The following is a 21,070-nucleotide window of genomic DNA, read 5'->3' on the forward strand; positions in this document are numbered from 1 at the left end:
CCTCAGCCCTTCTTCTTGCCCCGCGGCACGGTCATGCCCGTCAGCAGCGCCGTGCCCGGGGCGAGCGCGTCCCAGGAGTCCCCGTGCCAGGCGAGGACCGCCGTGGCGGAGGTCGGGAACTTCGTCCGTACGTCGTCCAGCGCGTCGTCGAGGCTGTCCCCAGCCAGTTCGAGCACGAGTTCCTCCAACCCGGGGTTGTGCCCGATCAGCAGCAACGTCCTGATCTGGTCCGGGACTTCGTGCAGGGCCGCAAGCAACTCCGGTACCCCGGCGCCGTACAGCCGCCGCTCGAACCGTACGGGCGGCGGGGTGCCCCACTGCCGAGACGCCAACTCCCAGGTCTGGCGGGCGCGTACGGCGGTGGAGCACAGGGCGAGGTCCGGCAGACAGTCCGACTCGGCGAGGGCGCGTCCGGCGGCCGGGGCGTCGCGGCGGCCGCGCGGGGCGAGGGGCCGCTCGTGGTCGGCGACACCCGTGGGCCACGCCGACTTCGCGTGCCGCAGGACGACGAGTCTGCGCAGCGGGCCCGCTCCGGCGCGTGCGATCACCGCTGCGCCCCGATGTCACGCGTGAGTTCGAGCCCGAGGAGACGGTCCGCGTAGGCGTACGTCTCGAATCGGGCGCCGTCCGGCACGTCGTCCGCGTGCTCGACGCGCCGAAGCACCTCGAGGACGGCGGGTACGTCGAGGTCGTCCTCCCACGCGGCGCGCAGTTCCTGGCGTACGCGCTCGGGGACGGGCTTGGACGGCCGGGTGGCCCAGGTCGCGACGGACTTGCGCCAGCGCGCGAGCGTCTCGCGGGCGCCGTCGAGGTCGGCGGTGGCGAGGTCGACGGGCTGCCGGCGCGGGGCCGCGAGCAGGACCATCCTCAGCAGCGCCGGGTCGGCCGTGCCGAGCACCGGGGCGACCTCGATGCGGATGCCCTCCACGCTGGTGGCGTCGGGCGCGAGCACGTGCAGGGCCGGGCCCGCACCGCTCCGGTCGCCCTCGGCCCGGCGGATGCCGAGCGCGTCGGCGCGCGCCCGGAGCTCCGGGGGCGGGTCGGCCACCGTGACGACGGGGGTCCCACCGAGTTCCAGGGTCCTGGCGAGCACGTCGGCGACCAGCAGCACCCGTAGGGCGGACAGATCGTCCCGCTCCACGTGCGCCTCGACGCGGGTCAGGCTCCGGCGGGCAGGGACGGCATCGATGGGCTCGCCCGTTCGGGCGTCGGTGATACGCAGCACGGAGCGAGCGTAGGCGGGCGGGAGCCCCGGCGCAGGGAGGTCGGACCCATTCCGGACACGCGGGCTTCCCGGGCCGTCCCGCGTACGGGAGGTGGGTGGTTCCACCCCGGGGGTGTAGCCCACTGCACCAGGGGTTCGGGAGATCGCTCTCTCGTGGGCGCGGCCGGGGGACGAAAGGGTTGATCCCGGCGGACGACAGCCCGTCGACCTCGGAGATCCCCCCTCCGCACGCTCCTTCGGCCCGGAAGTGGACCTCATCCCCATGACCATCCGTGTCCTGCTCGCCGACGACCAAGCCCTGCTGCGGGCGACGTTCCGCATCCTGATCGACTCCTGCTCCGACATGGAAGTGGTCGACGAGGCCGCCGACGGCCGGGAACGTGCCGATGAGCACGCCGAAGGCCTTGCGTTGCATCACGTAGTCGACGCTCGCGCGCGACGGGATCCTCGCGGCCGACTGGGCGCCCGAATACGGTGGGAGCGGGGTCGATCCCGGCTTCGCACGGGCCGTGTTCGACGAACTCGGCCGCAGGGGGCTCGCCTCCGACGGCTGGTCCATGACCTCCATGGTGCTGCGCACCATCGAGCACGTGGGAACCGAGGAGCAGAAGCGCGCGTACATCCCGGCCGCGCTCCGCGGCGACAGGCTGATCGCCCTGGGGTACAGCGAGCCGGACTCCGGCTCGGACGTCGCCGCGGCGAAGACCACCGCGGTCCGGGACGGCGACGAGTGGGTCATCAACGGCCAGAAGATGTTCACCAGCACCGCCCAGCTGTGCAGCCATGTGTTCGTGCTGGCCCGCACCGATCAGGGCTTCCGGGCGGCGGTGGTCGGCACCATCTACGGCGGGACCAGCGAGATCCTCCGGGAGATGATCGCGGAGCGCCACCTCGGGTTGCCCAGGAACCGCTGACGGGACGGGGTCCTGCGGGGCGGTGGGAATCGTCGTACGGCAGGCACCCCTGACCGGCGGCGCCGAGGCTCGAGCGGGCCTCGGCGCCGAGACGTCGGACCCAGGAGCGCGGAACCGGTCCCGGGCCCGAGGGCCGCACGAGCGTCGTGGCCAGAAACTGCCCGCGCGTCCGTCCGTCGAGCACGCCCCCCCTGTAGGCCCGCACCCCTGGCGTCAGACCTTGCGAGGAACCTCGGGCGTCAGGTCGATCTCGTCGTCGGCGTGTTCGAAGAAGTCGTCGACCAGCCGATGGCACAGCGTGGCGAGCTGCTCCAGGTCTTGCGGTGACCAGTCCGCCAACGCCACCGACATGCCTCGGCAGCTCGCCTCCCGCACGCGGTCGACCGCGTCCCGGCCGGCCGGCGTGAGCTCGATGCGCTGGGCCCGGCGGTCGTTCGGGTCCGGGACGCGCGTCAGATAGCCGGTCTTCTCCAGCTGCTGCACCTGCCGGGTCACGTGGGACGCCTCGACGGACAGCAGATTCGCCAGCTCACTGGGCCGCAGCGAGCCGGAGTCGGCGACCTGCCGCAGCAGCGCCACGGCGGCCCGGTCCAGCGGCAGCCCGGCCATCGCCATGAGGCGCTCATGCTGACGAACCCTGCTGGTCAGATACGAGATACGGGTGAGCGCACGCTCGATCTCGGCCACGTCCGTCAACGCGGGATCGGCTCCTGTGGGCGGTGGTGTCGACATGGGACGACTCTAACCTCTACTTGCATAAGTTAAGCAATATCGAGTGGGGCCGGAACGTCGTGCGGGCTGCTCGGGCCCCGCCCCTCAGGAGTCGAGGTCGTCGGCGAAGTGCCGGTAGCCGTGCCGGTCCTGGTGGATGTTCCAGATGGTCTCCGCGAGCACGGCGGGGTCCTTCCTGGGGTGTCCGGGGCTGATCGCGCCGGGGATGACGAGTTGCGCGACGTGGATGCCCTCGTCGGCGAGCGCGCCGTGCAACAGGTGTCCGTAGGCGCTCTCGGCGGCGAAGGCGAGGGAGGTGCCGGCCCGGTCGGGGTGGGGTACCGCGGCGGTGCCGCCGTTGACGAAGAGGATGGTGCCGCGGCCGAGGGCACGCATGCCGGGCAGCACCTGGTGCACGGCGGCGACGGGGCCGTACACCGAGAACTCGATCGGGCCCACGAGGTCGGCGGGGGTGGTTTCCAGGACCGGCCGCATGAACTCCCGTTGCGGGACCGGGCTGTACTGCATGACCTCGATGGGCCCCAGCGTCGCGGTCGCCGCGTCCAGCGCCGCTTCGAGGGCCTTCGGGTCGCGTACGTCGGCCGCGAAACCCCGCACCGTCAGGCCCTCGCCCGCCAGCTCGGCGGAGAGGGTCTGCGCCCGCTCCGTGGTGTGGGTGATGAGGGCGACGTCGAACCCCTCGCGGCCGAACCGCCGTGCGACGGCGACTCCGAGGCCGGGTCCGGCTCCGATGATGGCGATGGTGGTCATGGTCTTCCTTGGGGCCTCGGGGGAGCAGCCTACGAGGGGCAGCATGCCCCCAGTGGGCCTCCGCTGCTCGTCGTTCACGGCGCGACGACGTACCGCCCCTGCGCGATCAGCCACGCGAGTGCCACCTGCGCCGGGGTGACCCCGGCCCGCCGACGACGGACGTCGCGTGGCGGACGGCCCCCACGCCGCGGGGAATCACCGTGTGCCTCATGCTGTTCTGCGGCTGAGCGCGCATGACAGGTCGCGCGGGCCCGTGACAGTCCTTGACACCAGACCCAGGAGGCCGACCGTGTACGGCGACCCGGCAACGATCCGCAAGATCCTCACCGAACTCGGCGACACCTGGGCGATCGTGGGCCTCTCGTCCAACGAGCGGCGCGCGGCGTACGGAGTCGCCGACGTTCTCCAGCGTTACGGCAAGCGGATCGTCCCCGTGCACCCGAAGGCGGAGACCGTTCACGGCGAGAAGGGCTACCCGTCGCTGGACGCGATCCCGTTCGACGTCGATGTCGTCGACGTCTTCGTCAACAGCGACCTCGCGGGGACCGTGGCCGACGAAGCCGCCGCCGTCGGTGCCAAGGCCGTCTGGTTCCAGCTCGGAGTCGTCGACGAGGGCGCGTACGGCCGTACCCGCGCCGCCGGACTCGACATGGTCATGGACCGCTGCCCCGCCATCGAGATCCCGCGCCTCGGCTGAGCGGCGTCCGCACGGCAAGCCGGTTCGGGCAAACCTGGTTGACGGCCGGTGGTGGGGATCGGTTTGCTGCTCCGGTGTCCACACTCACCTTTCAGCAGGCGGACGACGAGGCCGGTCTCAAGGACTGGCAGTACGTCCACAATGTCATCGTGCCACCCGCCGCCATGTCGCTCGACGAGGTCCGTGAGCGGTCCGGGCGCAACCACCTGGAGGTCGTGTACCTCGGCGACGTCCTGGTGGGCTGCTCGACCGTGCGTCCGCCCAAGGACGGCGGCTCGACGGCCACGGTGATCGCCCGGGTCCTGTCCGGACACCGTCGGCAGGGGTTCGGTGAGGAGCTCTACGAGCGCGGGCTGAAGCAGGCGCGGGCGCTGGGCGCGGACGTGATCGAGACGGTCGTCCTGGCGTCCAACGAGGACGGGCTGCGGTTCGCCGTGCAGCGCGGGTTCGTCGAGATCGAGCGGTATGTGCTGCCGGGCGAAACGGCCGAGTGGGTCGACCTGCGGCTGGCCTGAGCCCGGCCGGCCCCGGTCATCGCGTCCGGTCACCGCGTCCGGTCACCGCGCCCGGTCGAGGAACGCCGTCACCGTTTCCGTGAAGCGCCGGGGGTCGTCGAGCCACGGGTGGTGGCCGGCCCCCGGCTGGACGATCAGCTCCCCCTCGGGGAACAGCTCCGCCACGGCGGCGGCCACGCGCGGCAGTGGGCCACTGTCGAGTTCGCCCGCGAGCAGCAGGACCCGGGCGTCCAGCGTGGCGACGGCGGCGCGGGCCACGGCGGGTTCGAAGGCACCGGTGGACGCGTACAGGTCCGCGGCCTCCTCGTTGGTCTGTTCGACCTCGGTCTCGGCGTGCGCCTGCGCGACCGCGTCCCAGCGGCCGTAGAAGAACGGGGCGGCCGAGTCCCAGTCGGCATCGGCCGCCGAGCCGGCCCAGATCCGTTCGTAGGCGTCGTGCGCCGCCGCGAACCACGGCTCGGCCGCGCGCCGCGCGGCCGCCTCCCGGCGGTGCTCCTCGGTGAAGTCGACACCGAGGGCCCGGGCGCGCCCGGTGACCGAGGTGAGGGTGCGGACGCGGTCCGGATACCGGGCCGCGTAGAGGAGCGCGAGGTCACCGGCCGCCGAGTGGGCGAGGAGATCCACCCGCTCCAGCCCGAGGTGCGCCCGGAAGGCCTCGACGTCGCCCACCTGCCGGTCGCAGCGGTACGTCGCCGGGTCGGCCGGGACGGCGGAGTCACCGGTCCCCCGCAGATCCAGCAGGAACAGTCGACGATGCCGCGACAGCCCGCCGAGATCGCCGAGATAGGCGGAGGCACGCATGGGCCCACCGGGCAGACAGAGCAGCGGCTCCCCCCGGCCCGTGACGTGGTAGGCCAGTTCGGTCCCGTCGGGGGCGGAGAAGATCGGCATTCCGTCATCCTCATGACGACGGGACGCTCGGGGCAAGCGTTTTTACGCGGCGCTGAGGGAGGTCCCCGGACCGAAGGACGTCCAGGCCGGCCGTACGGGCCGACCTGGACGTCCTGGCGTGGATGATCAGACGAGGTCGAACCGGTCGAGGTTCATGACCTTGTCCCACGCCGCGACGAAGTCCTTCACGAACTTCGCCTTGGCGTCGTCGCCCGCGTAGACCTCGGCGAGCGCGCGCAGCTCGGAGTTCGAGCCGAAGACGAGGTCGGCACGGGTGCCGGTCCACTTGATCTCGCCCGTGGCGTCGTCGCGAGCCTCGAAGGTGGTCGCGTCCTCGGACGTCGGCGTCCACGTCGTGCCCAGGTCGAGCAGGTTGACGAAGAAGTCGTTGGTCAGCGTTCCGGGGGTCGCGGTGAGGACACCGTGGGCCGACTGCTGGTGGTTGGCGCCCAGGACGCGCAGGCCACCGACGAGGACCGTCAGCTCGGGAGCGCTCAGGGTCAGCAGGTTCGCGCGGTCCAGCAGCAGGTACTCGGCCGGGAGGCGGTTGCCCTTGCCGAGGTAGTTGCGGAACCCGTCGGCGGTCGGCTCCAGCGCGGCGAAGGACTCCACGTCGGTGTGCTGCTCCGTCGCGTCGACGCGGCCCGGGGTGAAGGGCACCTCGACGTCGTGACCGGCGTCCTTGGCGGCCTTCTCGACCGCGGCGCTGCCGCCGAGCACGATCAGGTCGGCCAGGGAGACCTTCTTGGCACCGGTGTTGAACTCCCGCTGGATGCCCTCCAGCGTGCGCAGCACCGCCGCGAGCTGGTCGGGGTCGTTGGCCTCCCAGCCGCGCTGCGGCTCCAGGCGGATGCGCGCGCCGTTGGCGCCGCCGCGCTTGTCGCTGCCGCGGAACGTCGAGGCCGACGCCCAGGCGGTGGAGACCAGCTGCGGGACGGTCAGACCCGAGTCGAGGATCTTCGCCTTGAGGGCGGTGACGTCGTCGGCGCCGATGGCCTCGCCCTCCGCCTCCGGCAGCGGGTCCTGCCACAGCAGGGTCTCCTCCGGGACCTCCGGGCCGAGGTAGAGCGACTTCGGGCCCATGTCACGGTGGGTCAGTTTGTACCAGGCGCGGGCGAAGGCGTCCGCGAACTCCGCGGGGTTCTCGTGGAAGCGGCGGGAGATCGGCTCGTAGATCGGGTCGACGCGCAGCGAGAGGTCGGTGGTGAGCATCGTGGGCAGACGCTTCTTCGACGGGTCGTGCGCGTCGGGGACGGTCGCCTCGGCGTCCTTCGCCACCCACTGGTTGGCGCCGGCGGGGCTCTGGGTCAGCTCCCACTCGTAGCCGAAGAGGTTGTCGAAGAAGCCGTTGCTCCACTGGGTGGGCGTGGTGGTCCAGGTGACCTCCAGGCCGGAGGTGATGGCGTCCGCGCCCTTGCCGGTGCCGTACGTGCTCTTCCAGCCCAGGCCCTGTGCCTCGATCGGGGCGGCCTCGGGGTCGGCGCCGACGCTCTCCGCCGGGCCCGCGCCGTGGGTCTTGCCGAAGGTGTGACCGCCCGCGATGAGGGCGACCGTCTCCTCGTCGTTCATCGCCATGCGGCGGAACGTCTCACGGATGTCGCGGGCCGCGGCGATCGGGTCCGGGTTGCCGTTGGGGCCCTCGGGGTTGACGTAGATGAGGCCCATCTGGACCGCGCCGAGCGGGCTCTCCAGCTCGCGGTCACCGGTGTAGCGCTGGTCGTCGAGCCAGGTGGTCTCGGGGCCCCAGTACACGTCCTCCTCGGACTCCCAGACGTCCGCACGGCCGCCGGCGAAGCCGAAGGTCTCGAAGCCCATCTGCTCCAGGGCGACGTTGCCGGTGAGGATCATGAGGTCGGCCCAGGAGAGGCTCTGGCCGTACTTCTTCTTGACCGGCCACAGCAGACGGCGGGCCTTGTCGAGGTTGCCGTTGTCGGGCCAGCTGTTGAGGGGGGCGAAGCGCTGCTGGCCGGCGCCGGCGCCGCCGCGGCCGTCGCTGATGCGGTAGGTGCCCGCGCTGTGCCAGGCCATCCGGATCATGAACGGGCCGTAGTTGCCGAAGTCGGCCGGCCACCAGTCCTGCGAGGTGGTCAGCACCTCGGCGATGTCCCGCTTCACGGCCGCCAGGTCGAGGGTCTTGAACGCCGCGGCGTAGTCGAACTCCTCACCGAGCGGGTTCGCCACGGCGGGGTTCTTGGCCAGGATCTTCAGGTTGAGCCGCTCCGGCCACCACTGGCGGTTTCCGCCGCCCTGGGTCGGATGCGCGGCACGCCCGTGCGCGACGGGGCAGCCGCCTGCGCCCTCCGACTTCGCATCGGTGACGATTGCATCATGGTTCTCGGACATGGGAATCCTTCCGGACGGGGCGGATCACTGTGCTCAGGAACTGCGGGCGGTGGAACAGTCGGTCGAAACAGTCGAAACAGCCGGGGCACCGACCCCTGGGGACGTCGTCGACGACACCGTACGACCGGCGCATGACGTAGTGGTGGCAGTCGCCGACGCGTCGCTCGAACCGGGTCGGGCCGCCCGGCTCCGGGATGCGCTCGCGACTGAAGTGGGCGAGCTCCACCCGTCTTCTGAACGTCACGTGCCTTTCCCTGCTGTTGTCCGGTCCCTTGGCTGTCGCCGGAACCGATCCTACGATGGACTCAGTCCAAGTCAATACGAGAACCAGACCCGTACGGATTCATTCGTCGGACGATGCATGATGAGGCTGGTGAGCATGAGTGACCTGCTCGAACGACTTCGCGGACGCGGCTGGCGGATGACCGCCCAGCGCCGGGTGGTCGCCGAGGTACTCGACGGCGAGCACGTACACCTCACCGCGGACGAGGTGCTCGCACGCGCCACCGTCCGGTTGCCGGAGATCTCCCGCGCGACCGTCTACAACACCCTCGGCGAGCTCGTTTCGCTCGGCGAGGTGATCGAGGTGGCCACCGACGGCCGCGCCAAGCGCTATGACCCGAACGCCCACCACCCCCACCAGCACCTGGTGTGCTCGGGCTGCGGCGCCGTCCGGGACGTCCACCCCAAGGGCGACCCCTTGTCCGATCTGCCCGCCTCCGAGCGGTTCGGCTTCACCGTCTCCGATGTCGAGGTGACCTACCGGGGCCTGTGCCCCGACTGTGGCCGCGCATAGGACGATTTTCAGCCACCGCGCACCGACCGGCCCTTGAGCGAACCGCGTCGAGGCCCGATCCCCCGTCCCGTCGCCTTCACTCCGGCTCACACCGTCTTCGCCTCCGGTTCGCCGGGCGTACGCCTGCGCTCGCTTCCATGAGCGGATGGACCACGTCACGTTCCTGGTGGCGGTCGTCATCGTCACGGCGCCGGCCTTCGATTTCACCAACGGATTCCACGACACCGCGAACGCGAGGGCCACGTCCATCGCCACCGGGGCACTGAAGCCGAGAACAGCGGTCCTCTTCAGCGGCGTCCTGAACATCGGCGGAGCGTTCCTTTCCACCGAGGTCGCCAAGACCATCTCGGGCGGCATCGTGGACGACACCCTGGTCACCCCGGGGATGATCTTCGCGGGCCTGGTCGGGGCGATTCTCTGGAATCCGCTGACCTGGCCGCTCGGGCTGCCCTCCAACTCCTCGCACGCCCTGTTCGGCGGACTGGTCGGGGCGGTCCGAGTCGGCGCGGGCGAGCACGGCGTGCACTTCGACAAGGTGGTCGAGAAGGTGCGGCCGTGGCCTCGCCGATCGTGGCGGGCGTGGCGGCGATGCTGGCCACCTACCTCGCGTACAAGATCACCGCACGGGCCCGCCAGGACTCGGTGACCACGGCACCGTGGTGATCGCCCTGTGCGCCGCCGCCGTCGCCGCGTTCATCGTGCTCGCCTCGCGCCGCAACCCGGTGCGCGCCGACCATGTGAACGACGCCCACGAGGTCACCGTCCGTGCCGCTGCGCCGACGACCGTCGGCACCGTCGCCTGAGCCGAGGGGAAGTCGTACGATGCATGTGGAGTGGACCACGCTCGGCGAGGTCACCGCGGTGAGCATCGCCGTCACTGTCGGAGTGGTGGTCGTCTTCGCGCCCGGCGTGCTGGGCGTCTCCCAGGTCGAGACGGCACGCGAGAAGGACACCGGCCCCCGCCCTCGGCTTCGCACAGGCCGGACTGTGTTTCCTGGCCTGCGCGGCGATCGTCGCGTACGGAATTTACCTGATCGTGCCGCAGTTCCACTGAAATGAAGCCGGGGAGGCCGCGATGACGCCATTGCTGACGGGTTTGACCGTCGATTACAGCGACCACGACGACCCGGTACTGATCCGGTCGGACGGCAGTCCGGTGGAGACCTGGCGCGAGAACTACCCGTACCACGAGCGCATGGAGCGCAAGGAGTACGAGTGGCACAAACGCCTCCAGCAGATAGAACTGCTGAAGCTGCAGAGTTGGATCAAGGCGACCGGCCGCCGCCTGGTCATCGTCTTCGAGGGACGTGACGCGGCCGGCAAGGGCGGCACGATCAAGCGGTTCACCGAGCACCTCAATCCGCGCGGTGCCCGGGTGGTGGCGCTGGAGAAGCCGACCGAGCGCGAGCGCGGCCAGTGGTACTTCCAGCGGTACGCGGAGCATCTGCCGACCGCGGGCGAGATCGTCATGTTCGACCGGTCCTGGTACAACCGGGCCGGTGTCGAGCGGGTGATGGGCTTCTGCACGGACGACGAGTACCACCGCTTCATGCGGCAGGCGCCCGCCTTCGAACGGATGCTCGTCGACGACGGGGTGGACCTGATCAAGTTCTGGTTCTCCGTGTCGCAGGGCGAGCAGCGCACCCGTTTCACGATCCGCCAGGTCGATCCCGTACGGCAGTGGAAGCTCAGCCCCATGGACCTGGCCTCCTTGGACCGCTGGGACGACTACACCGCCGCCAAGGTCGCCATGTTCCGCGAGACGGACACCGAACAGGCTCCCTGGACCGTGGTGAAGAGCAACGACAAGAAGCGGGCGCGTGTCGAGGCGATGCGCAGCGTCCTGGCCCGCTTCTCCTACACGGACAAGGACGAGGAGGTCGTCGGCAGCCCGGACCCGAGCATCGTGGGCGCGGCGGCGAACCTGCTGGAGGCGGGCGAGGACGACACCGGCCACTGAACGCGGCGTTGGTCCCCTCAGTCGTGCGGCGGACGGTCGGTGAGGCGGTGGTCGGCCAGGTTCAGCGCCTCGTCCACCACCCGGCGCAGATGGCCGTCACCGAGTGAGTAGATGACCCGGCGGCCCTCCTTCCTGGTGTTCACCAGACCGGCGAGACGCAGCCGGGCCAGATGCTGGCTGACGGCCGGGCGCGCGGCCCCGCACGCCTCGGTGAGCGTCGTGACATCGGCCTCCTGGCCGGTCAGCGCGTGCAGGAGCGTGAGCCGGGTGCGGTCGCCCAGGAGGGCGAGGAGTTCGGCGGCGAGCGCGAACTGTTCCTCGCCGGGGGTACGCGGATGCGCATCATGCGCAGGTGATAGGTGCATGCGTGCGCTCATACGCACATAATGGTCCCGTGGACGCCGAGACGTCCACTCCCGCGCACCGGAAGGGGACCCCCGTGAGCGACCGGCACGACGAGTACGGCCACGGCCACGACGACAGCGGCGGTCACGGCCACTCCCACGATCACGGCACGCCCCACGGCCATGACCACGGCCACGGCCACGGCCACTTGGGGCACGACCACCCGCAGCCCCATCCCCATCCGCACCCCCACACCCACAGCACCCCTTCCGGGCCCCTCCCCCGTCTCCGTCACCTGCTCACCCCCCACTCCCACGAGACCGGCGACAAGCTCGACTCCGCGCTGGAGTCCTCGGCGCGCGGTATGCGAGCCCTGTGGGTGTCCCTCGTCGTCCTCGGTACCACCGCTGTGGCGCAGGCGGTCGTGGTCGTGGTCTCCGGATCGGTCGCACTGCTCGGCGACACGGTGCACAACGCCGCCGACGCGCTCACGGCCGTCCCCCTCGGCATCGCGTTCGTCCTGGGTCGGCGCGCGGCGACGCGCCGCTTCACCTACGGCTACGGCCGGGCGGAGGACCTCGCGGGCATCGTGATCGTGCTGACGATCGCTGCGTCCGGTGCCTTCGCGGCCTGGACCGCGGTCGAGCGGCTGATCGACCCGCGCCCCCTGCACCACGTCCCGATGGTCGCGGCGGCCGCGCTGATCGGCTTCCTCGGCAACGAGTGGGTCGCCCGGCATCGCCTCCGGGTCGGGCGTGAGATCGGCTCGGCCGCCCTCGTCGCGGACGGCCTCCATGCCCGTACGGACGGATTCACGTCACTGGCGGTCCTGGTGGGGGCGGGCGGCGCGGCACTGGGGTGGCAACTCGCCGACCCGCTGGTGGGCCTGGCGATCACGGCCGCGATCCTGCTGGTGCTGCGCGACGCCGCCCGCGAGGTGTTCCGGCGTGTGATGGACGCTGTGGACCCGGAGTTGGTCGACTCGGCCGAACGGGCCCTGCGGGAGGTCCCCGGCGTGCGCGGGGTGGGTGAGCTGCGGCTGCGCTGGATCGGGCACCGGCTGCGCGCCGAGGTGGCGGTCGTGGTGGACGGCGAGGCGAGTGTGCGACAGGCGCACCGGATCGCCGTCGAGGCCGAACACGCCCTGCTGCACGCCGTACCGAAGCTCACCGCGGCCCTCGTACACGCCGATCCGGCCCCCGCGCCGGGCGAGACGGACCCGCACCTGGCGCTGGCGCATCACATGGTGGCCTGACCGGTCAGGCGATGCCCAGCCCCTCCAGCACCACCGCGTTCGGCAGTTCGGCGAACGCCTTGCCCGGCACCAGCAGCTTCCCGCGCCGCCGGCCACTGCCCACCAGGACGTAGGGGAGCTCGACGACCGCCGAGTCCACCAGCACCGGCCAGTCGCCCGGCAGTCCGATCGGGGTGATACCGCCGTACTCCATGCCGCTCTCGCCGGTGGCGGTGTCCATCGGGGCGAACGAGGCCTTGCGGGCGCCGAGTCGGCGGCGGACGACGCCGTTGACGTCGACGCGGGTGGCGGAGAGGACCACGCAGGCGGCGAGCGTGGTCTCGCTGCCACGCTTGCCCGCGACGACCACGCAGGTGGCGGACTGGTCCAGCAGTTCCTTGCCGTAGTGCTCGACGAAGGTCGCGGTGTCGGCCCACTCGGGGTCCGTGTCGACGTACACGATCTGGTCGGCGGGGACGGTGCCGCGCCAGTGGCGTACACCGTCCGCGACCGGGCGGGTGAGCTCGTCGAGGCAGTCGGGGGCGGCCGTGGCGTGGTCGAAGTGTCCGATGGGAGCGCGCATGACGGCACGCTAACAGCCGCTCCGGTCCGCCCGGTGGGGTGTCTCAGTGCACGAGCGGGACCGACACCGCCATGACCATCTCCACCGGCACGTCCCCCTTGTTGGCGTACGTATGGGGGGTGTTGGCCTCGAAGGACACGCTCGCGCCCTCGGGGACGCGGTAGTCGGTCCCGTCGACGACGAGAGTGAGGTCGCCCGCCATGACATGGACGAGTTCGACCGTCCCCGTGGGGTGCGGGTCCGAGGGGCTGCCGTCGCCCGGCATGAGCCGCCAGTCCCACATCTCCAGCGGTCCGGGCGCCTCGGTACCGGCGAGGAGGCGGTTGTAGCTGCCCGCGTCCGTGTGCCACAGCCGTACGGCCTGCTCGGCCGGGACGATCCGGACCTTGGGCCCCTGCTCGTAGTCGAGGAGGGTGGTGATGCTGACGCCGAGCGCGTCGCCGATCTTCACGACGGTACCGATGCTGGGGTTGGTCCTGGCCTGCTCGATCTGGATGAGCATGCCGCGGCTGACTCCGGCGCGGCCGGCGAGCACGTCCAGGGTGAAGCCGCGCTCGGTGCGCCATCGCTTGACGTTGCGCGCCAGCGACTGGGTCAGCAGGTCGAGATCCGACACATTCCGTCCATGAGTCTGCGTCCAATATTTTAGATTACAGAGTTCAATACAATGAACTATGCTGTGGTGCACCTGATCGTTCACTGAACTGTACTGCGAGGCGGACCATGACAGCGCTCTTCGCCCTGGCCACCAGCCTCCTGTGGGGCCTGGCCGACTTCGGCGGGGGGCTGCTGACCCGGCGTACGCCCGCGCTCACCGTGGTCGTCGTCTCACAGTCGATCGCGGCGGCGGTACTGGGCGCGATCGTGGTCGTGACCGGCGGCTGGAGCGCGGCGGGACCGCAGCTGTGGTTCGCGTTCGCGGCGGGACTCGTGGGACCGGTCGCGCTGCTCTCCTTCTACAAGGCGCTCGCCCTGGGCCCGATGGGCGTCGTCTCCCCACTCGGCTCCCTGGCCGTGGCCGTCCCCATCACCGTGGGACTCTTCCTCGGGGAGCGCCCCGGGCTGACGCAGGTGGCGGGCATCGCGGTCGCCGTCGTGGGCGTCGTGCTCGCTGGCGGGCCCCAGGTGAGAGGCGCCCCCGTGCAGCGGCAGGCGGTCCTCCTCACACTGATCGCCGCGCTCGGCTTCGGCACGGTGTTCGTGCTGATCGCGGAGGCGTCCTCGTCGGTGACCGGACTGTTCCTCGCGCTGTTCGTGCAGCGCCTGACCAACGTCGCCACCGGTGGCGCGGCGCTCCTCGTCTCCGTGCGGCGCGGCGCCGCCGCCCTTCCCGAGGGTGGCTTCCCCTGGCGCTCCCTGCCCGCGCTCGCCTTCGTCGGCCTCGCGGACGTCGCGGCGAACGGTACGTACTCCGTCGCCGCCCAGCACGGCCCGGTCACGGTGGCAGCCGTCCTCGCCTCGCTCTATCCGGTGGTCACGGCCCTCGCCGCACGGGGCTTCCTCAGCGAACGGCTGCGTGGAATCCAGGCCGCGGGCGCGGGCCTGGCGCTGGTCGGCACGGTACTGCTGGCCACCGGCTGACCCCTGCCGATCGGCCTCAGGACGACTCGGCGTCCAGCTCCGCCAGCCGCTCCACGGTCTCCTCGTCCAGCTCCGACAGCGCGAGCAGCTGCTCCGGGGTCACCCCGTCGGGAATCGGGACCGGCGCGGGCGTCCGCAGCGGCGGCTGCCAGCCGTCGACCGCGTCCCAGCGCCGTACGACCCGGGCCGGAGCCCCCGCCACGACCGAGTGGTCCGGCACCGCGCCGCGCACCACCGCGCCGGCCGCCACCACGACGTTCCGCCCGATCCGCGCCCCCGGCAGGATCACCGCCCCGGTGCCGATCCAGCAGCCGGATCCGATCTCCACCGGCTCCATCCGGGGCCACTGCTTGCCGATGGGCTCGTGCGGATCGTCGTACGAGTGGTTCGTGGACGTCACGTAGACATACGGCCCGAAGTAGCAGTCGCTGCCGATCGTGACCGTCGTGTCGGCGATGACGTGGCTGCCGCGACCGAGCACGACACCGTCGCCGACGCGCAGGATCGGGTCGGCGCCGAGGTCCAGGTCGGGCATCAGACCGGCAGTGAGGGTGACCTGTTCGCCGACGATGCAGTGGGCGCCTAGGTGGATCCAGGGTTCACCGAAGACGGTGCCCAGCGGGAAGGCCAGCCTGGTACCCGTTCCCATCGCACCGAAGCGCAGCCGCCCCGGCTGCTCGGCCGTCACGGAACCCGTGCGCTGCACCCAGGCCCAGCACGCGTGGACGGCGCGCTGCGCGAGACGGCGCCGCCATGATGAGAACACGTTCCTGTTGCTGGGCACCCGCTCACCGTACTCAGGGCCGCCTGGGCCGAGCAGAGATCACCGCTGTGATCTTCGCCCCACCGGGGCCGGGAGCGATGGCATACGGTGCCGCTGTACCGACGACGACGAGGAGACGCTGATGACGCAGCAGGCGCTGATCATGGGGATCGGCGGCAAGGACCCGCAGGTGGACCCGGAGGCGTTCACGGCACCGACGTCCGTGGTGATCGGCGACGTCACCCTGCACGCGGGCGCGAGCGTCTGGTACGGCGCGGTACTGCGCGCCGACTTCGGTCCGATCGTCATCGGCGCCGACAGCAACATCCAGGACAACTGCACCCTCCACGTCGACCCCGGCTTCCCGATCACGGTCGGCGAACGCGTCTCGGTCGGCCACAACGCCGTGCTGCACGGCGCGACGGTCGAGGACGACTGCCTGATCGGCATGGGGGCCACGGTCCTCAACGGCGCGGTGATCGGCGCCGGCTCCCTGGTGGCGGCCCAGGCCCTGGTGCCCCAGGGGATGCGGGTCCCGCCCGGCTCCCTGGTGGCCGGAGTCCCCGCCAAGGTCAAGCGCCCCCTGACGGAGGAGGAACGCCAGGGCCTCACCCTCAACGGCACCTTCTACGTGGACCTGGCGAAGACGCACAAGGAAGCACACGGGAGCTGAAGCACGCCTTCAGGGGTTGGCGGGGCTGTGTTCACTGTGCGGCTCCGCCGCGTGGGCGCGCCCAGCCACGTACAACCTGCGGACACACGACGACGGAAACCTACTCGGCAGCCGCCACCGGCTCCCGCTCCCCCGTCTCGATCTCCGCCGCCGCCTTCTTCGCCCTGCGCTTCACGATCAGCATCGAGGCAAGCCCGATGAGCACGGCCACCACGAGCCCGACCCACGAGAACCGCTTCAGCCAGGACTCGGCGACGACACCCACGGAGTAGATGACCGCGGTGGTGCCCCCGGCCCAGATGATCCCGCCCAGCACATTGGCGATCAGGAACTTCCAGTACGGCATCTTCAGCACACCCGCGAGCGGCCCCGCGAAGATCCGCAGCAGCGCGATGAACCGGCCGAAGAAGACGGCCCACATGCCCCACTTCTGGAAGGACCGCTCGGCGGTCGCGACGTGCCCCTCACTGAAGTGCCTGGGGAACTTCGCTCCCAGCCAGGCCAGCAGGGGGCGCCCGCCCTTGCGGCCGATGGCATAGCCGAGGGAGTCGCCGACGATCGCACCGATGCTGGCGCACGCCCCGAGGATGACGGGGTTGATGCCCGAGTGCTGCGAGGACAGCAGCGCCGCCGAGATCAGGATGATCTCACCGGGCAACGGGATGCCCAGGCTCTCCAGACCGATGACCAGGGCCACCAGCGCATAGATGCTGACCGCGGGCACCGTCTCGAGCCAATGCTGGACGTCCAACGCCGGTTCCTCCCGAATCGCGCACTTCCCGGCGTGCGCCCGCGACAACGGGCACACGCCGGGAAGCCTACCGCTCAGCCTCGCGCGGCGGCGTCCCACAGGTCGCACCGATGCTCCCGGTGGACGGTCGTACTCACGAAGTTTCCGCCCCGGGAGGCGGTCCGCAGCGAGAGCACCGGGCCGGCTCCGCCGGGCATCGCGGGCTGCCCGTCGGCACGCGGCACCCCACCCCTGACGAAGGACCCCCAGTACTGGATCATCTGCCGCGACAGGACCCGCTGCTCCGCGTTCAGCGGGGTGGTGAGCCCGAAGTGCTTGAAGAGGTACTGCACCTCGTTCACGTGGGTCGCCCCGAAGTCGAAGCTCGTACGGAGATCGCGCAGCGACGCGAACGGCGGCGAGGTGCGGTCGGCGAACTCGTACGCGTACACGGGCCCGCGTCCGGCGAGCACCGCGTCGAGCCGCAGCGCCGGACACGCCATGAGGTAGTCACCGAAGGCGGTGGCGTAGGCGAGGGTCGGCGACGCGTAGCCGTCGAGTGGATAGCGCTCGAGCACGCGCTCGCCCGGACCGGCGCCCCAGGCCTCCTTCACGACCGCCGGGTACCGCTCGGCGGTGAGCGGGGTGCCGGCATGGTCGAACCGGGCGAACGCGAACAGCCGCCCCTCGTCCTCGTTCGCCCCGTTCAGCACGGGGACCCGCGCCGCGGCCCCCTTCGCGTACGCCTCGAAGGGCTGTACCGGCAGGAAGGCGCCGCCCACGACGGGCCCCCAGTCGAATCCGCCCTGGGCGGCGAGGATCTCCGCGGACGACTTGCCCCGCAGACACGCCGCCGACAGATCGGCGCAGCCCACCTTCCGCGCGAAGGCCGCGCCCGCGGCCACGGCCGCCTCGTGGCTGCGCGCCGCGCAGTTCCCGTACGCGCCGCTCTCGACGATCCCCGCCCGGTACAGGCCCTTCGAGGTCGGCGAGGCCAGCTGGGTGCAGACCGAGCGGCCGCCCGCCGACTCGCCCGCGACGGTGACACGGCCGGGATCACCGCCGAAGCGGCCGATGTTGGCGCCCACCCAGCGCAGTGCGGCCTGTTGGTCGAGCATGCCGAAGTTGCCCGAGACCCCGTCGCGCGCCTCGCCGTCCAGTCCGGCCGTGGCGAGGAATCCCATGGCCCCGAGGCGGTAGTTGACGGTCACGACGACCGTGCCGGTCCGCCGGGCGAAGGTGTCGGGCACGATGTCCTCGCCCGCGCCCGCGGTAAGCCCGCCACCGTGCAGCCAGACCATCACCGGCCGGCTTCCGGCGCCTTCGGGGACGTACACGTTGAGGTCGAGGCAGTCCTCGGTGTCGCTGGGCCGCTCGTAGCCGGGGTCCCAACTGGCCGTCTGCACACACCGGTTGCCGAAGTCCCATGCGGTGCGCACACCGCGCCAGGGTGCGACCGGCTCCGGGTTCTTCCAGCGGAGAGCGCCGACGGGCGGCTGCGCGTACGGGATGCCGAGGAACTGGCGTCCCTCGGCGGTGACTTCGCCCCGGACCAGGCCGGCGGCGGTGCGCACGACGGTCGGGTCCTGCGCGGCGTGCGCCGGGGCCGAAGCGGCAAGGGCCGGGGCGGCGTCGGTCGCGGCCGGGGTCGGGGCGGCGAACGCGGCGGCGCAGAGCGTCGCCGCCACCGTCAGCGCGCGCAGGCGGCCGGATCGGACGATCTGCCCCCTGTTCACACACCCACCTCCACGCTGCCGCGCAACCGCAGATCCCGCGACGACGAGCCCACCCACACCGTGCGCCGCCCGGTGCCGAGGACCCAGCCGTGCCGCCTCGCGTCCCAGGACGACAGCGTGCGCGGGTCGAGACGCACCGTCACCCGTCGCCGCTCCCCCGCGCGCAGCGTCAGCCGCCGGTACCCGGCCAGCACCCGTACGGCCTGGTCGAGCCGGAGATCGGGCGACGGCCCCAGGTAGACCTGCGCCACCTCGACACCGGGGCGCCGCCCGGTGTTGCGCACGGTGAAAGCGACCTCTCGCCCCCGGACCCGCAGATCCTCGTACGCGAACGAGGTGTACGAGAGTCCGTGCCCGAAGGGGAACAGCGGACGCGCGCCCTGCGCGTCGTACCAGCGGTAGCCGACGTGGATCCCCTCCGAGTACTCCTCGGCGCCGTTCACGCCGGGATAGCGGTGCGGGTCACCGGCGACCGGGTGGTGGGCGTCGTCGACCGCGAAGGACTGGGTGAGCCGGCCGCCGGGATCGCAGTCGCCGAACAGGACGGCGGCGGTGGCGGCCGCGCCCTCCTGGCCCGGGTAGTACATCTGGAGCACGGCGGCCGTGCCGTCCAGCCAGGGCATCGAGGTCGAGGAGGAGGTGTTGAGGACGACGGCCGTCCGGGGGTTGGCCGCGGCGACGGCCCTGATCAGCCGCTCCTGGTTGCCTGGCAGCGCGAGGGTGCCGCGGTCCAGGCCCTCGGTGGCGTCCTCGTAGGCGAAGAGGACGACGCTGTGGGCGGCGCGCGCGGCGTCGACCGCCTCGGCGACGTCCTGCGCGCGGGTCGCGCCGGTGATGCGCCGCAGCCGGAACAGCTGTCCCGTGTCGGCGCCCTGGGCGGTGATGGAGACCTGGTGCGCGCCCCGGGAGAGGTTCAGGGCCGTGCGGCGTACGGCGAGTCCGTCGGGCGCCGCGGAGACCAGACCACCGCTGAAGTACTCGCCGTAGCCGGGCAGCGGCGGGAAGAGCTCGACGCCGTCGACGAGCACCGTGGGCCGGATGCCGGAGTAGTGGATGACGAAGGTCCACTCGTCGGCGTCCGCGACGGTCAGCGTCCCCGTGTACGTCCAGGCCCCTCCGGCGGCGACCCTCTGGCCCTCGGTGTCGATGCCCGCGGTCAGCGCCCCGTCGGGGATCGCCTTGCCGAAGAGGTCCTCACCGAGCGCGTACGACACCCGGGCGCCGCCTCCCGCTCGGGAGCGGATGGCGGCCAGCGGGCTGTCGGCGTGGTCCGGGACGACGTGCGCGCTGCCGCCCCCGCTGATGAACGGCAGGGAGCCGGTGGGGCCGACGACGGCGATGCTGCGGGCGGCGGCGCCGGTCAGGGGCAGTGCGTGTCGCTCGTTGCGCAGGAGCGTCGCGCCCGCCTTGGCGACCTCCAGGGCGACGGTCGCGCCGGCCTTCGGGTCACGGACGGGACGGGGCGGGACGCTGCCGTCGAGGAGCCCGAAGCGGTCCATCACGGCGAGGACGCGGCGTACGGCCCGGTCGACGTAGGACTCGGCCACGGCGCCGCTCTGCACGGCCGTCTTCAGGGCGGCCCCGAAGTACGTCCCGTCCGGCATCTCCATGTCGAGGCCCGCGGTGAGGGCGGTGACGGTGCTGTGGGCCGCGAACCAGTCGGTCATCACCCAGCCGTCGAAGCCCCACCGCTCGCGCAGGATGTCGGTGAGGAGCGTCTTGTTCTCACAGGCGAAGGTGCCGTTGACCTTGTTGTACGCGCCCATGACCGCGCCGGTGCGGGCGGCGACGGCCGCCTCGAAGCCGCGCAGTTCGACCTCGTGCATGGTCTGTTCGTCTACCCGCACGTCGATGGACATGCGGTCCTGCTCCTGGTTGTTCAGCGCGAAGTGCTTGACGGTCGCGATGAGGCCTTCGCCCTGGATGCCGCGGATCTCGGCCGCGACCAGGTCGCCGGCGAGCAGCGGGTCCTCGCTGAAGGTCTCGAAGTTGCGGCCCGCGTACGGGGTGCGGATGAGGTTGACCATCGGGGAGAGCAGCACGTCCTGGCCGAGGGCACGGCCCTCGCGCCCGATGACCTGCCCGTAGCGGCGGGCCAGGCCGGGGTCGAAGGCGGAGGCGAGAAGCACCGGTGCGGGCAGGGCGGTGGCGTGCCGGGTGACACGGACTCCGGCGGGGCCGTCGGCGAGGCGGAGCGGGGGGATGCCGAGGCGGGGTACTCCGGGTACGTATCCGGCCTGGCCGAGCGAGGCGGGGTCGGTGGCGCCGTGCAGCAGGGAGATCTTCTCGTCGCGTGTGAGTTTGACTATCAATCCCTCTACGCGAGGGCCGGCGCCGGATCTGGACTTGGCCCGGGCGAGCGCAACGGGGCCGGTGGCGGTGGTGGCCGCCGCGGCGACCGCGATGGCGCCGCCCAGCAGACGCAGGGTCGAACGCCGGGAAAAGGTGTGGGACATGAGCCGTCACTCCTTCGGTGCGCGGGCACGTCGTCGTGAACCGCGGGTACGCGCGCCGACGACAACGGCCGCGTTCGGCCCTTGAACACACCACGCATCAAACGGACGTGACACGCCGTCACACAGCACGGGTACGGCGCGAAAAC

Annotated in this window: 22 protein-coding genes and 3 pseudogenes; 12 read left to right on the forward strand and 13 right to left on the reverse strand. The window is 71.6% G+C overall.

The features are described from left to right. Window positions 1–2 precede the first annotated feature (2 nt). A complete protein-coding gene (locus AAFF41_RS09570; protein WP_319751339.1) occupies window positions 3–548 on the reverse strand; it encodes a SixA phosphatase family protein in 546 nt (181 codons plus the stop codon). Beyond that, window positions 545–1,225: a hypothetical protein gene (locus AAFF41_RS09575; RefSeq protein WP_319751341.1), complete on the reverse strand. Its 681-nt coding sequence runs from the start codon at window positions 1,223–1,225 to the stop codon at window positions 545–547. Before AAFF41_RS09575 ends, AAFF41_RS09570 begins: the two co-directional genes overlap by 4 nt. A gap of 262 nt (window positions 1,226–1,487) precedes the next feature. Between AAFF41_RS09575 and AAFF41_RS09580 the strand changes: the two are divergent. Both AAFF41_RS09580 and AAFF41_RS51535 read left to right on the forward strand, forming a co-directional pair. Then, a pseudogene (locus AAFF41_RS09580) lies at window positions 1,488–1,613 on the forward strand (DNA-binding response regulator); the annotation flags it as partial. Window positions 1,614–1,668: 55 nt separating this feature from the next. After that, window positions 1,669–2,139, forward strand: coding sequence for an acyl-CoA dehydrogenase family protein (locus AAFF41_RS51535; RefSeq protein ID WP_425526239.1), 471 nt, complete (start codon window positions 1,669–1,671; stop codon window positions 2,137–2,139). A 213-nt stretch (window positions 2,140–2,352) separates the two neighbouring features. On the opposite strand, the gene AAFF41_RS09595 is transcribed toward AAFF41_RS51535, so the two are convergent. Further along, the gene (locus tag AAFF41_RS09595) at window positions 2,353–2,871 is read right to left on the reverse strand and encodes a MarR family winged helix-turn-helix transcriptional regulator (RefSeq protein WP_343323837.1); all 519 of its coding nucleotides are present in this window, start codon (window positions 2,869–2,871) and stop codon (window positions 2,353–2,355) included. 84 nt (window positions 2,872–2,955) lie between these two features. Then, entirely contained in the window at window positions 2,956–3,621 is a 666-nt protein-coding gene (locus AAFF41_RS09600; RefSeq protein ID WP_319751343.1) for an SDR family NAD(P)-dependent oxidoreductase, read from the reverse strand. Window positions 3,622–3,910: 289 nt separating this feature from the next. Between AAFF41_RS09600 and AAFF41_RS09605 the strand changes: the two genes are divergently transcribed. After that, the gene (locus tag AAFF41_RS09605; protein WP_319751344.1) at window positions 3,911–4,318 is read left to right on the forward strand and encodes a CoA-binding protein; all 408 of its coding nucleotides are present in this window, start codon (window positions 3,911–3,913) and stop codon (window positions 4,316–4,318) included. 74 nt (window positions 4,319–4,392) lie between these two features. After that, a complete protein-coding gene (locus tag AAFF41_RS09610; protein WP_319751345.1) occupies window positions 4,393–4,833 on the forward strand; it encodes a GNAT family N-acetyltransferase in 441 nt (146 codons plus the stop codon). Window positions 4,834–4,875: 42 nt separating this feature from the next. Here the strand turns inward: AAFF41_RS09610 and AAFF41_RS09615 are convergent, their stop codons facing one another. Continuing rightward, window positions 4,876–5,724: an alpha/beta fold hydrolase gene (locus AAFF41_RS09615; RefSeq protein WP_343323838.1), complete on the reverse strand. Its 849-nt coding sequence runs from the start codon at window positions 5,722–5,724 to the stop codon at window positions 4,876–4,878. Window positions 5,725–5,850: 126 nt separating this feature from the next. After that, window positions 5,851–8,067 carry a catalase/peroxidase HPI gene (gene katG, locus AAFF41_RS09620; protein ID WP_343323839.1) on the reverse strand — a complete coding sequence of 739 codons (2,217 nt, stop codon included), beginning with the start codon at window positions 8,065–8,067 and terminating at the stop codon, window positions 5,851–5,853. A 379-nt stretch (window positions 8,068–8,446) separates the two neighbouring features. On the opposite strand from katG, the gene AAFF41_RS09625 reads away from it, so the two are divergent. The 5 genes and pseudogenes from AAFF41_RS09625 (at window position 8,447) to ppk2 (ending at window position 10,823) form a co-directional block, all read left to right on the forward strand. Then, window positions 8,447–8,863, forward strand: coding sequence for a Fur family transcriptional regulator (locus tag AAFF41_RS09625; RefSeq protein WP_319751451.1), 417 nt, complete (start codon window positions 8,447–8,449; stop codon window positions 8,861–8,863). A gap of 145 nt (window positions 8,864–9,008) precedes the next feature. Continuing rightward, window positions 9,009–9,511: pseudogene (locus AAFF41_RS09630) on the forward strand (inorganic phosphate transporter); the annotation flags it as partial. Window positions 9,512–9,519: 8 nt separating this feature from the next. Then, the gene (locus tag AAFF41_RS09635; protein WP_319751348.1) at window positions 9,520–9,666 is read left to right on the forward strand and encodes a hypothetical protein; all 147 of its coding nucleotides are present in this window, start codon (window positions 9,520–9,522) and stop codon (window positions 9,664–9,666) included. 19 nt (window positions 9,667–9,685) lie between these two features. Continuing rightward, window positions 9,686–9,917 (forward strand): annotated as a pseudogene (locus AAFF41_RS09640) (hypothetical protein). A gap of 21 nt (window positions 9,918–9,938) precedes the next feature. Next, window positions 9,939–10,823, forward strand: coding sequence for a polyphosphate kinase 2 (ppk2, locus tag AAFF41_RS09645; RefSeq protein WP_319751349.1), 885 nt, complete (start codon window positions 9,939–9,941; stop codon window positions 10,821–10,823). 17 nt (window positions 10,824–10,840) lie between these two features. Here ppk2 and AAFF41_RS09650 read toward each other — a convergent pair whose 3' ends face one another. Then, window positions 10,841–11,200, reverse strand: a complete 360-nt coding sequence (locus AAFF41_RS09650; RefSeq protein WP_054229043.1) for an ArsR/SmtB family transcription factor — start codon at window positions 11,198–11,200, stop codon at window positions 10,841–10,843. 176 nt (window positions 11,201–11,376) lie between these two features. Here AAFF41_RS09650 and AAFF41_RS09655 point away from each other — a divergent pair, with 176 nt between their 5' ends. Continuing rightward, the gene (locus AAFF41_RS09655; protein ID WP_343326275.1) at window positions 11,377–12,423 is read left to right on the forward strand and encodes a cation diffusion facilitator family transporter; all 1,047 of its coding nucleotides are present in this window, start codon (window positions 11,377–11,379) and stop codon (window positions 12,421–12,423) included. A 4-nt stretch (window positions 12,424–12,427) separates the two neighbouring features. Here AAFF41_RS09655 and AAFF41_RS09660 read toward each other — a convergent pair whose 3' ends face one another. Together AAFF41_RS09660 and AAFF41_RS09665 are read right to left on the reverse strand one after the other, a co-directional pair. After that, a complete protein-coding gene (locus AAFF41_RS09660) occupies window positions 12,428–12,985 on the reverse strand; it encodes a YbaK/EbsC family protein (RefSeq protein ID WP_319751350.1) in 558 nt (185 codons plus the stop codon). 43 nt (window positions 12,986–13,028) lie between these two features. Continuing rightward, entirely contained in the window at window positions 13,029–13,601 is a 573-nt protein-coding gene (locus AAFF41_RS09665) for a helix-turn-helix domain-containing protein (protein ID WP_054229045.1), read from the reverse strand. 107 nt (window positions 13,602–13,708) lie between these two features. Here AAFF41_RS09665 and AAFF41_RS09670 point away from each other — a divergent pair, with 107 nt between their 5' ends. Then, on the forward strand, window positions 13,709–14,566 hold the full coding sequence (locus tag AAFF41_RS09670) for a DMT family transporter (protein WP_319751351.1): 858 nt from the start codon (window positions 13,709–13,711) through the stop codon (window positions 14,564–14,566). Window positions 14,567–14,582: 16 nt separating this feature from the next. On the opposite strand, the gene AAFF41_RS09675 is transcribed toward AAFF41_RS09670, so the two are convergent. After that, on the reverse strand, window positions 14,583–15,386 hold the full coding sequence (locus AAFF41_RS09675; protein WP_319751453.1) for an acyltransferase: 804 nt from the start codon (window positions 15,384–15,386) through the stop codon (window positions 14,583–14,585). An 85-nt stretch (window positions 15,387–15,471) separates the two neighbouring features. Here AAFF41_RS09675 and AAFF41_RS09680 point away from each other — a divergent pair, with 85 nt between their 5' ends. After that, window positions 15,472–16,002 (forward strand): gamma carbonic anhydrase family protein, encoded by a 531-nt coding sequence (locus tag AAFF41_RS09680; protein WP_054229048.1) that lies wholly within the window; start codon window positions 15,472–15,474, stop codon window positions 16,000–16,002. 100 nt (window positions 16,003–16,102) lie between these two features. On the opposite strand, the gene AAFF41_RS09685 is transcribed toward AAFF41_RS09680, so the two are convergent. The 3 genes from AAFF41_RS09685 to AAFF41_RS09695 all read right to left on the reverse strand — a co-directional run bounded on the left by AAFF41_RS09685 (window position 16,103) and on the right by AAFF41_RS09695 (window position 20,924). Further along, window positions 16,103–16,753 (reverse strand): DedA family protein, encoded by a 651-nt coding sequence (locus AAFF41_RS09685; RefSeq protein WP_319751352.1) that lies wholly within the window; start codon window positions 16,751–16,753, stop codon window positions 16,103–16,105. Between the two features lie 74 nt (window positions 16,754–16,827). After that, window positions 16,828–18,468 (reverse strand): carboxylesterase/lipase family protein, encoded by a 1,641-nt coding sequence (locus AAFF41_RS09690; RefSeq protein WP_319751353.1) that lies wholly within the window; start codon window positions 18,466–18,468, stop codon window positions 16,828–16,830. Beyond that, window positions 18,465–20,924, reverse strand: a complete 2,460-nt coding sequence (locus AAFF41_RS09695) for a beta-glucosidase family protein (protein ID WP_343323840.1) — start codon at window positions 20,922–20,924, stop codon at window positions 18,465–18,467. The genes AAFF41_RS09690 and AAFF41_RS09695 overlap by 4 nt, the downstream gene beginning before the upstream one ends. Window positions 20,925–21,070 lie beyond the last annotated feature (146 nt).

This window comes from Streptomyces mirabilis (assembly GCF_039503195.1).
Classification (GTDB): Bacteria; Actinomycetota; Actinomycetes; order Streptomycetales; family Streptomycetaceae; genus Streptomyces; species Streptomyces mirabilis_D.

What these genes read in the sequence shown, in the direction of transcription:
- AAFF41_RS09595 (WP_343323837.1), bottom strand. Translation starts at nt 2,871, where the DNA reads ATGTCGACACCACCGCCCACAGGAGCCGATCCCGCGTTGACGGACGTG.
- AAFF41_RS09600 (WP_319751343.1), bottom strand. Translation starts at nt 3,621, where the DNA reads ATGACCACCATCGCCATCATCGGAGCCGGACCCGGCCTCGGAGTCGCC.
- AAFF41_RS09615 (WP_343323838.1), bottom strand. Translation starts at nt 5,724, where the DNA reads ATGCCGATCTTCTCCGCCCCCGACGGGACCGAACTGGCCTACCACGTC.
- katG (WP_343323839.1), bottom strand. Translation starts at nt 8,067, where the DNA reads ATGTCCGAGAACCATGATGCAATCGTCACCGATGCGAAGTCGGAGGGC.
- AAFF41_RS09625 (WP_319751451.1), top strand. Translation starts at nt 8,447, where the DNA reads ATGAGTGACCTGCTCGAACGACTTCGCGGACGCGGCTGGCGGATGACC.
- ppk2 (WP_319751349.1), top strand. Translation starts at nt 9,939, where the DNA reads ATGACGCCATTGCTGACGGGTTTGACCGTCGATTACAGCGACCACGAC.
- AAFF41_RS09650 (WP_054229043.1), bottom strand. Translation starts at nt 11,200, where the DNA reads ATGAGCGCACGCATGCACCTATCACCTGCGCATGATGCGCATCCGCGT.
- AAFF41_RS09660 (WP_319751350.1), bottom strand. Translation starts at nt 12,985, where the DNA reads ATGCGCGCTCCCATCGGACACTTCGACCACGCCACGGCCGCCCCCGAC.
- AAFF41_RS09670 (WP_319751351.1), top strand. Translation starts at nt 13,709, where the DNA reads ATGACAGCGCTCTTCGCCCTGGCCACCAGCCTCCTGTGGGGCCTGGCC.
- AAFF41_RS09680 (WP_054229048.1), top strand. Translation starts at nt 15,472, where the DNA reads ATGACGCAGCAGGCGCTGATCATGGGGATCGGCGGCAAGGACCCGCAG.
- AAFF41_RS09695 (WP_343323840.1), bottom strand. Translation starts at nt 20,924, where the DNA reads ATGTCCCACACCTTTTCCCGGCGTTCGACCCTGCGTCTGCTGGGCGGC.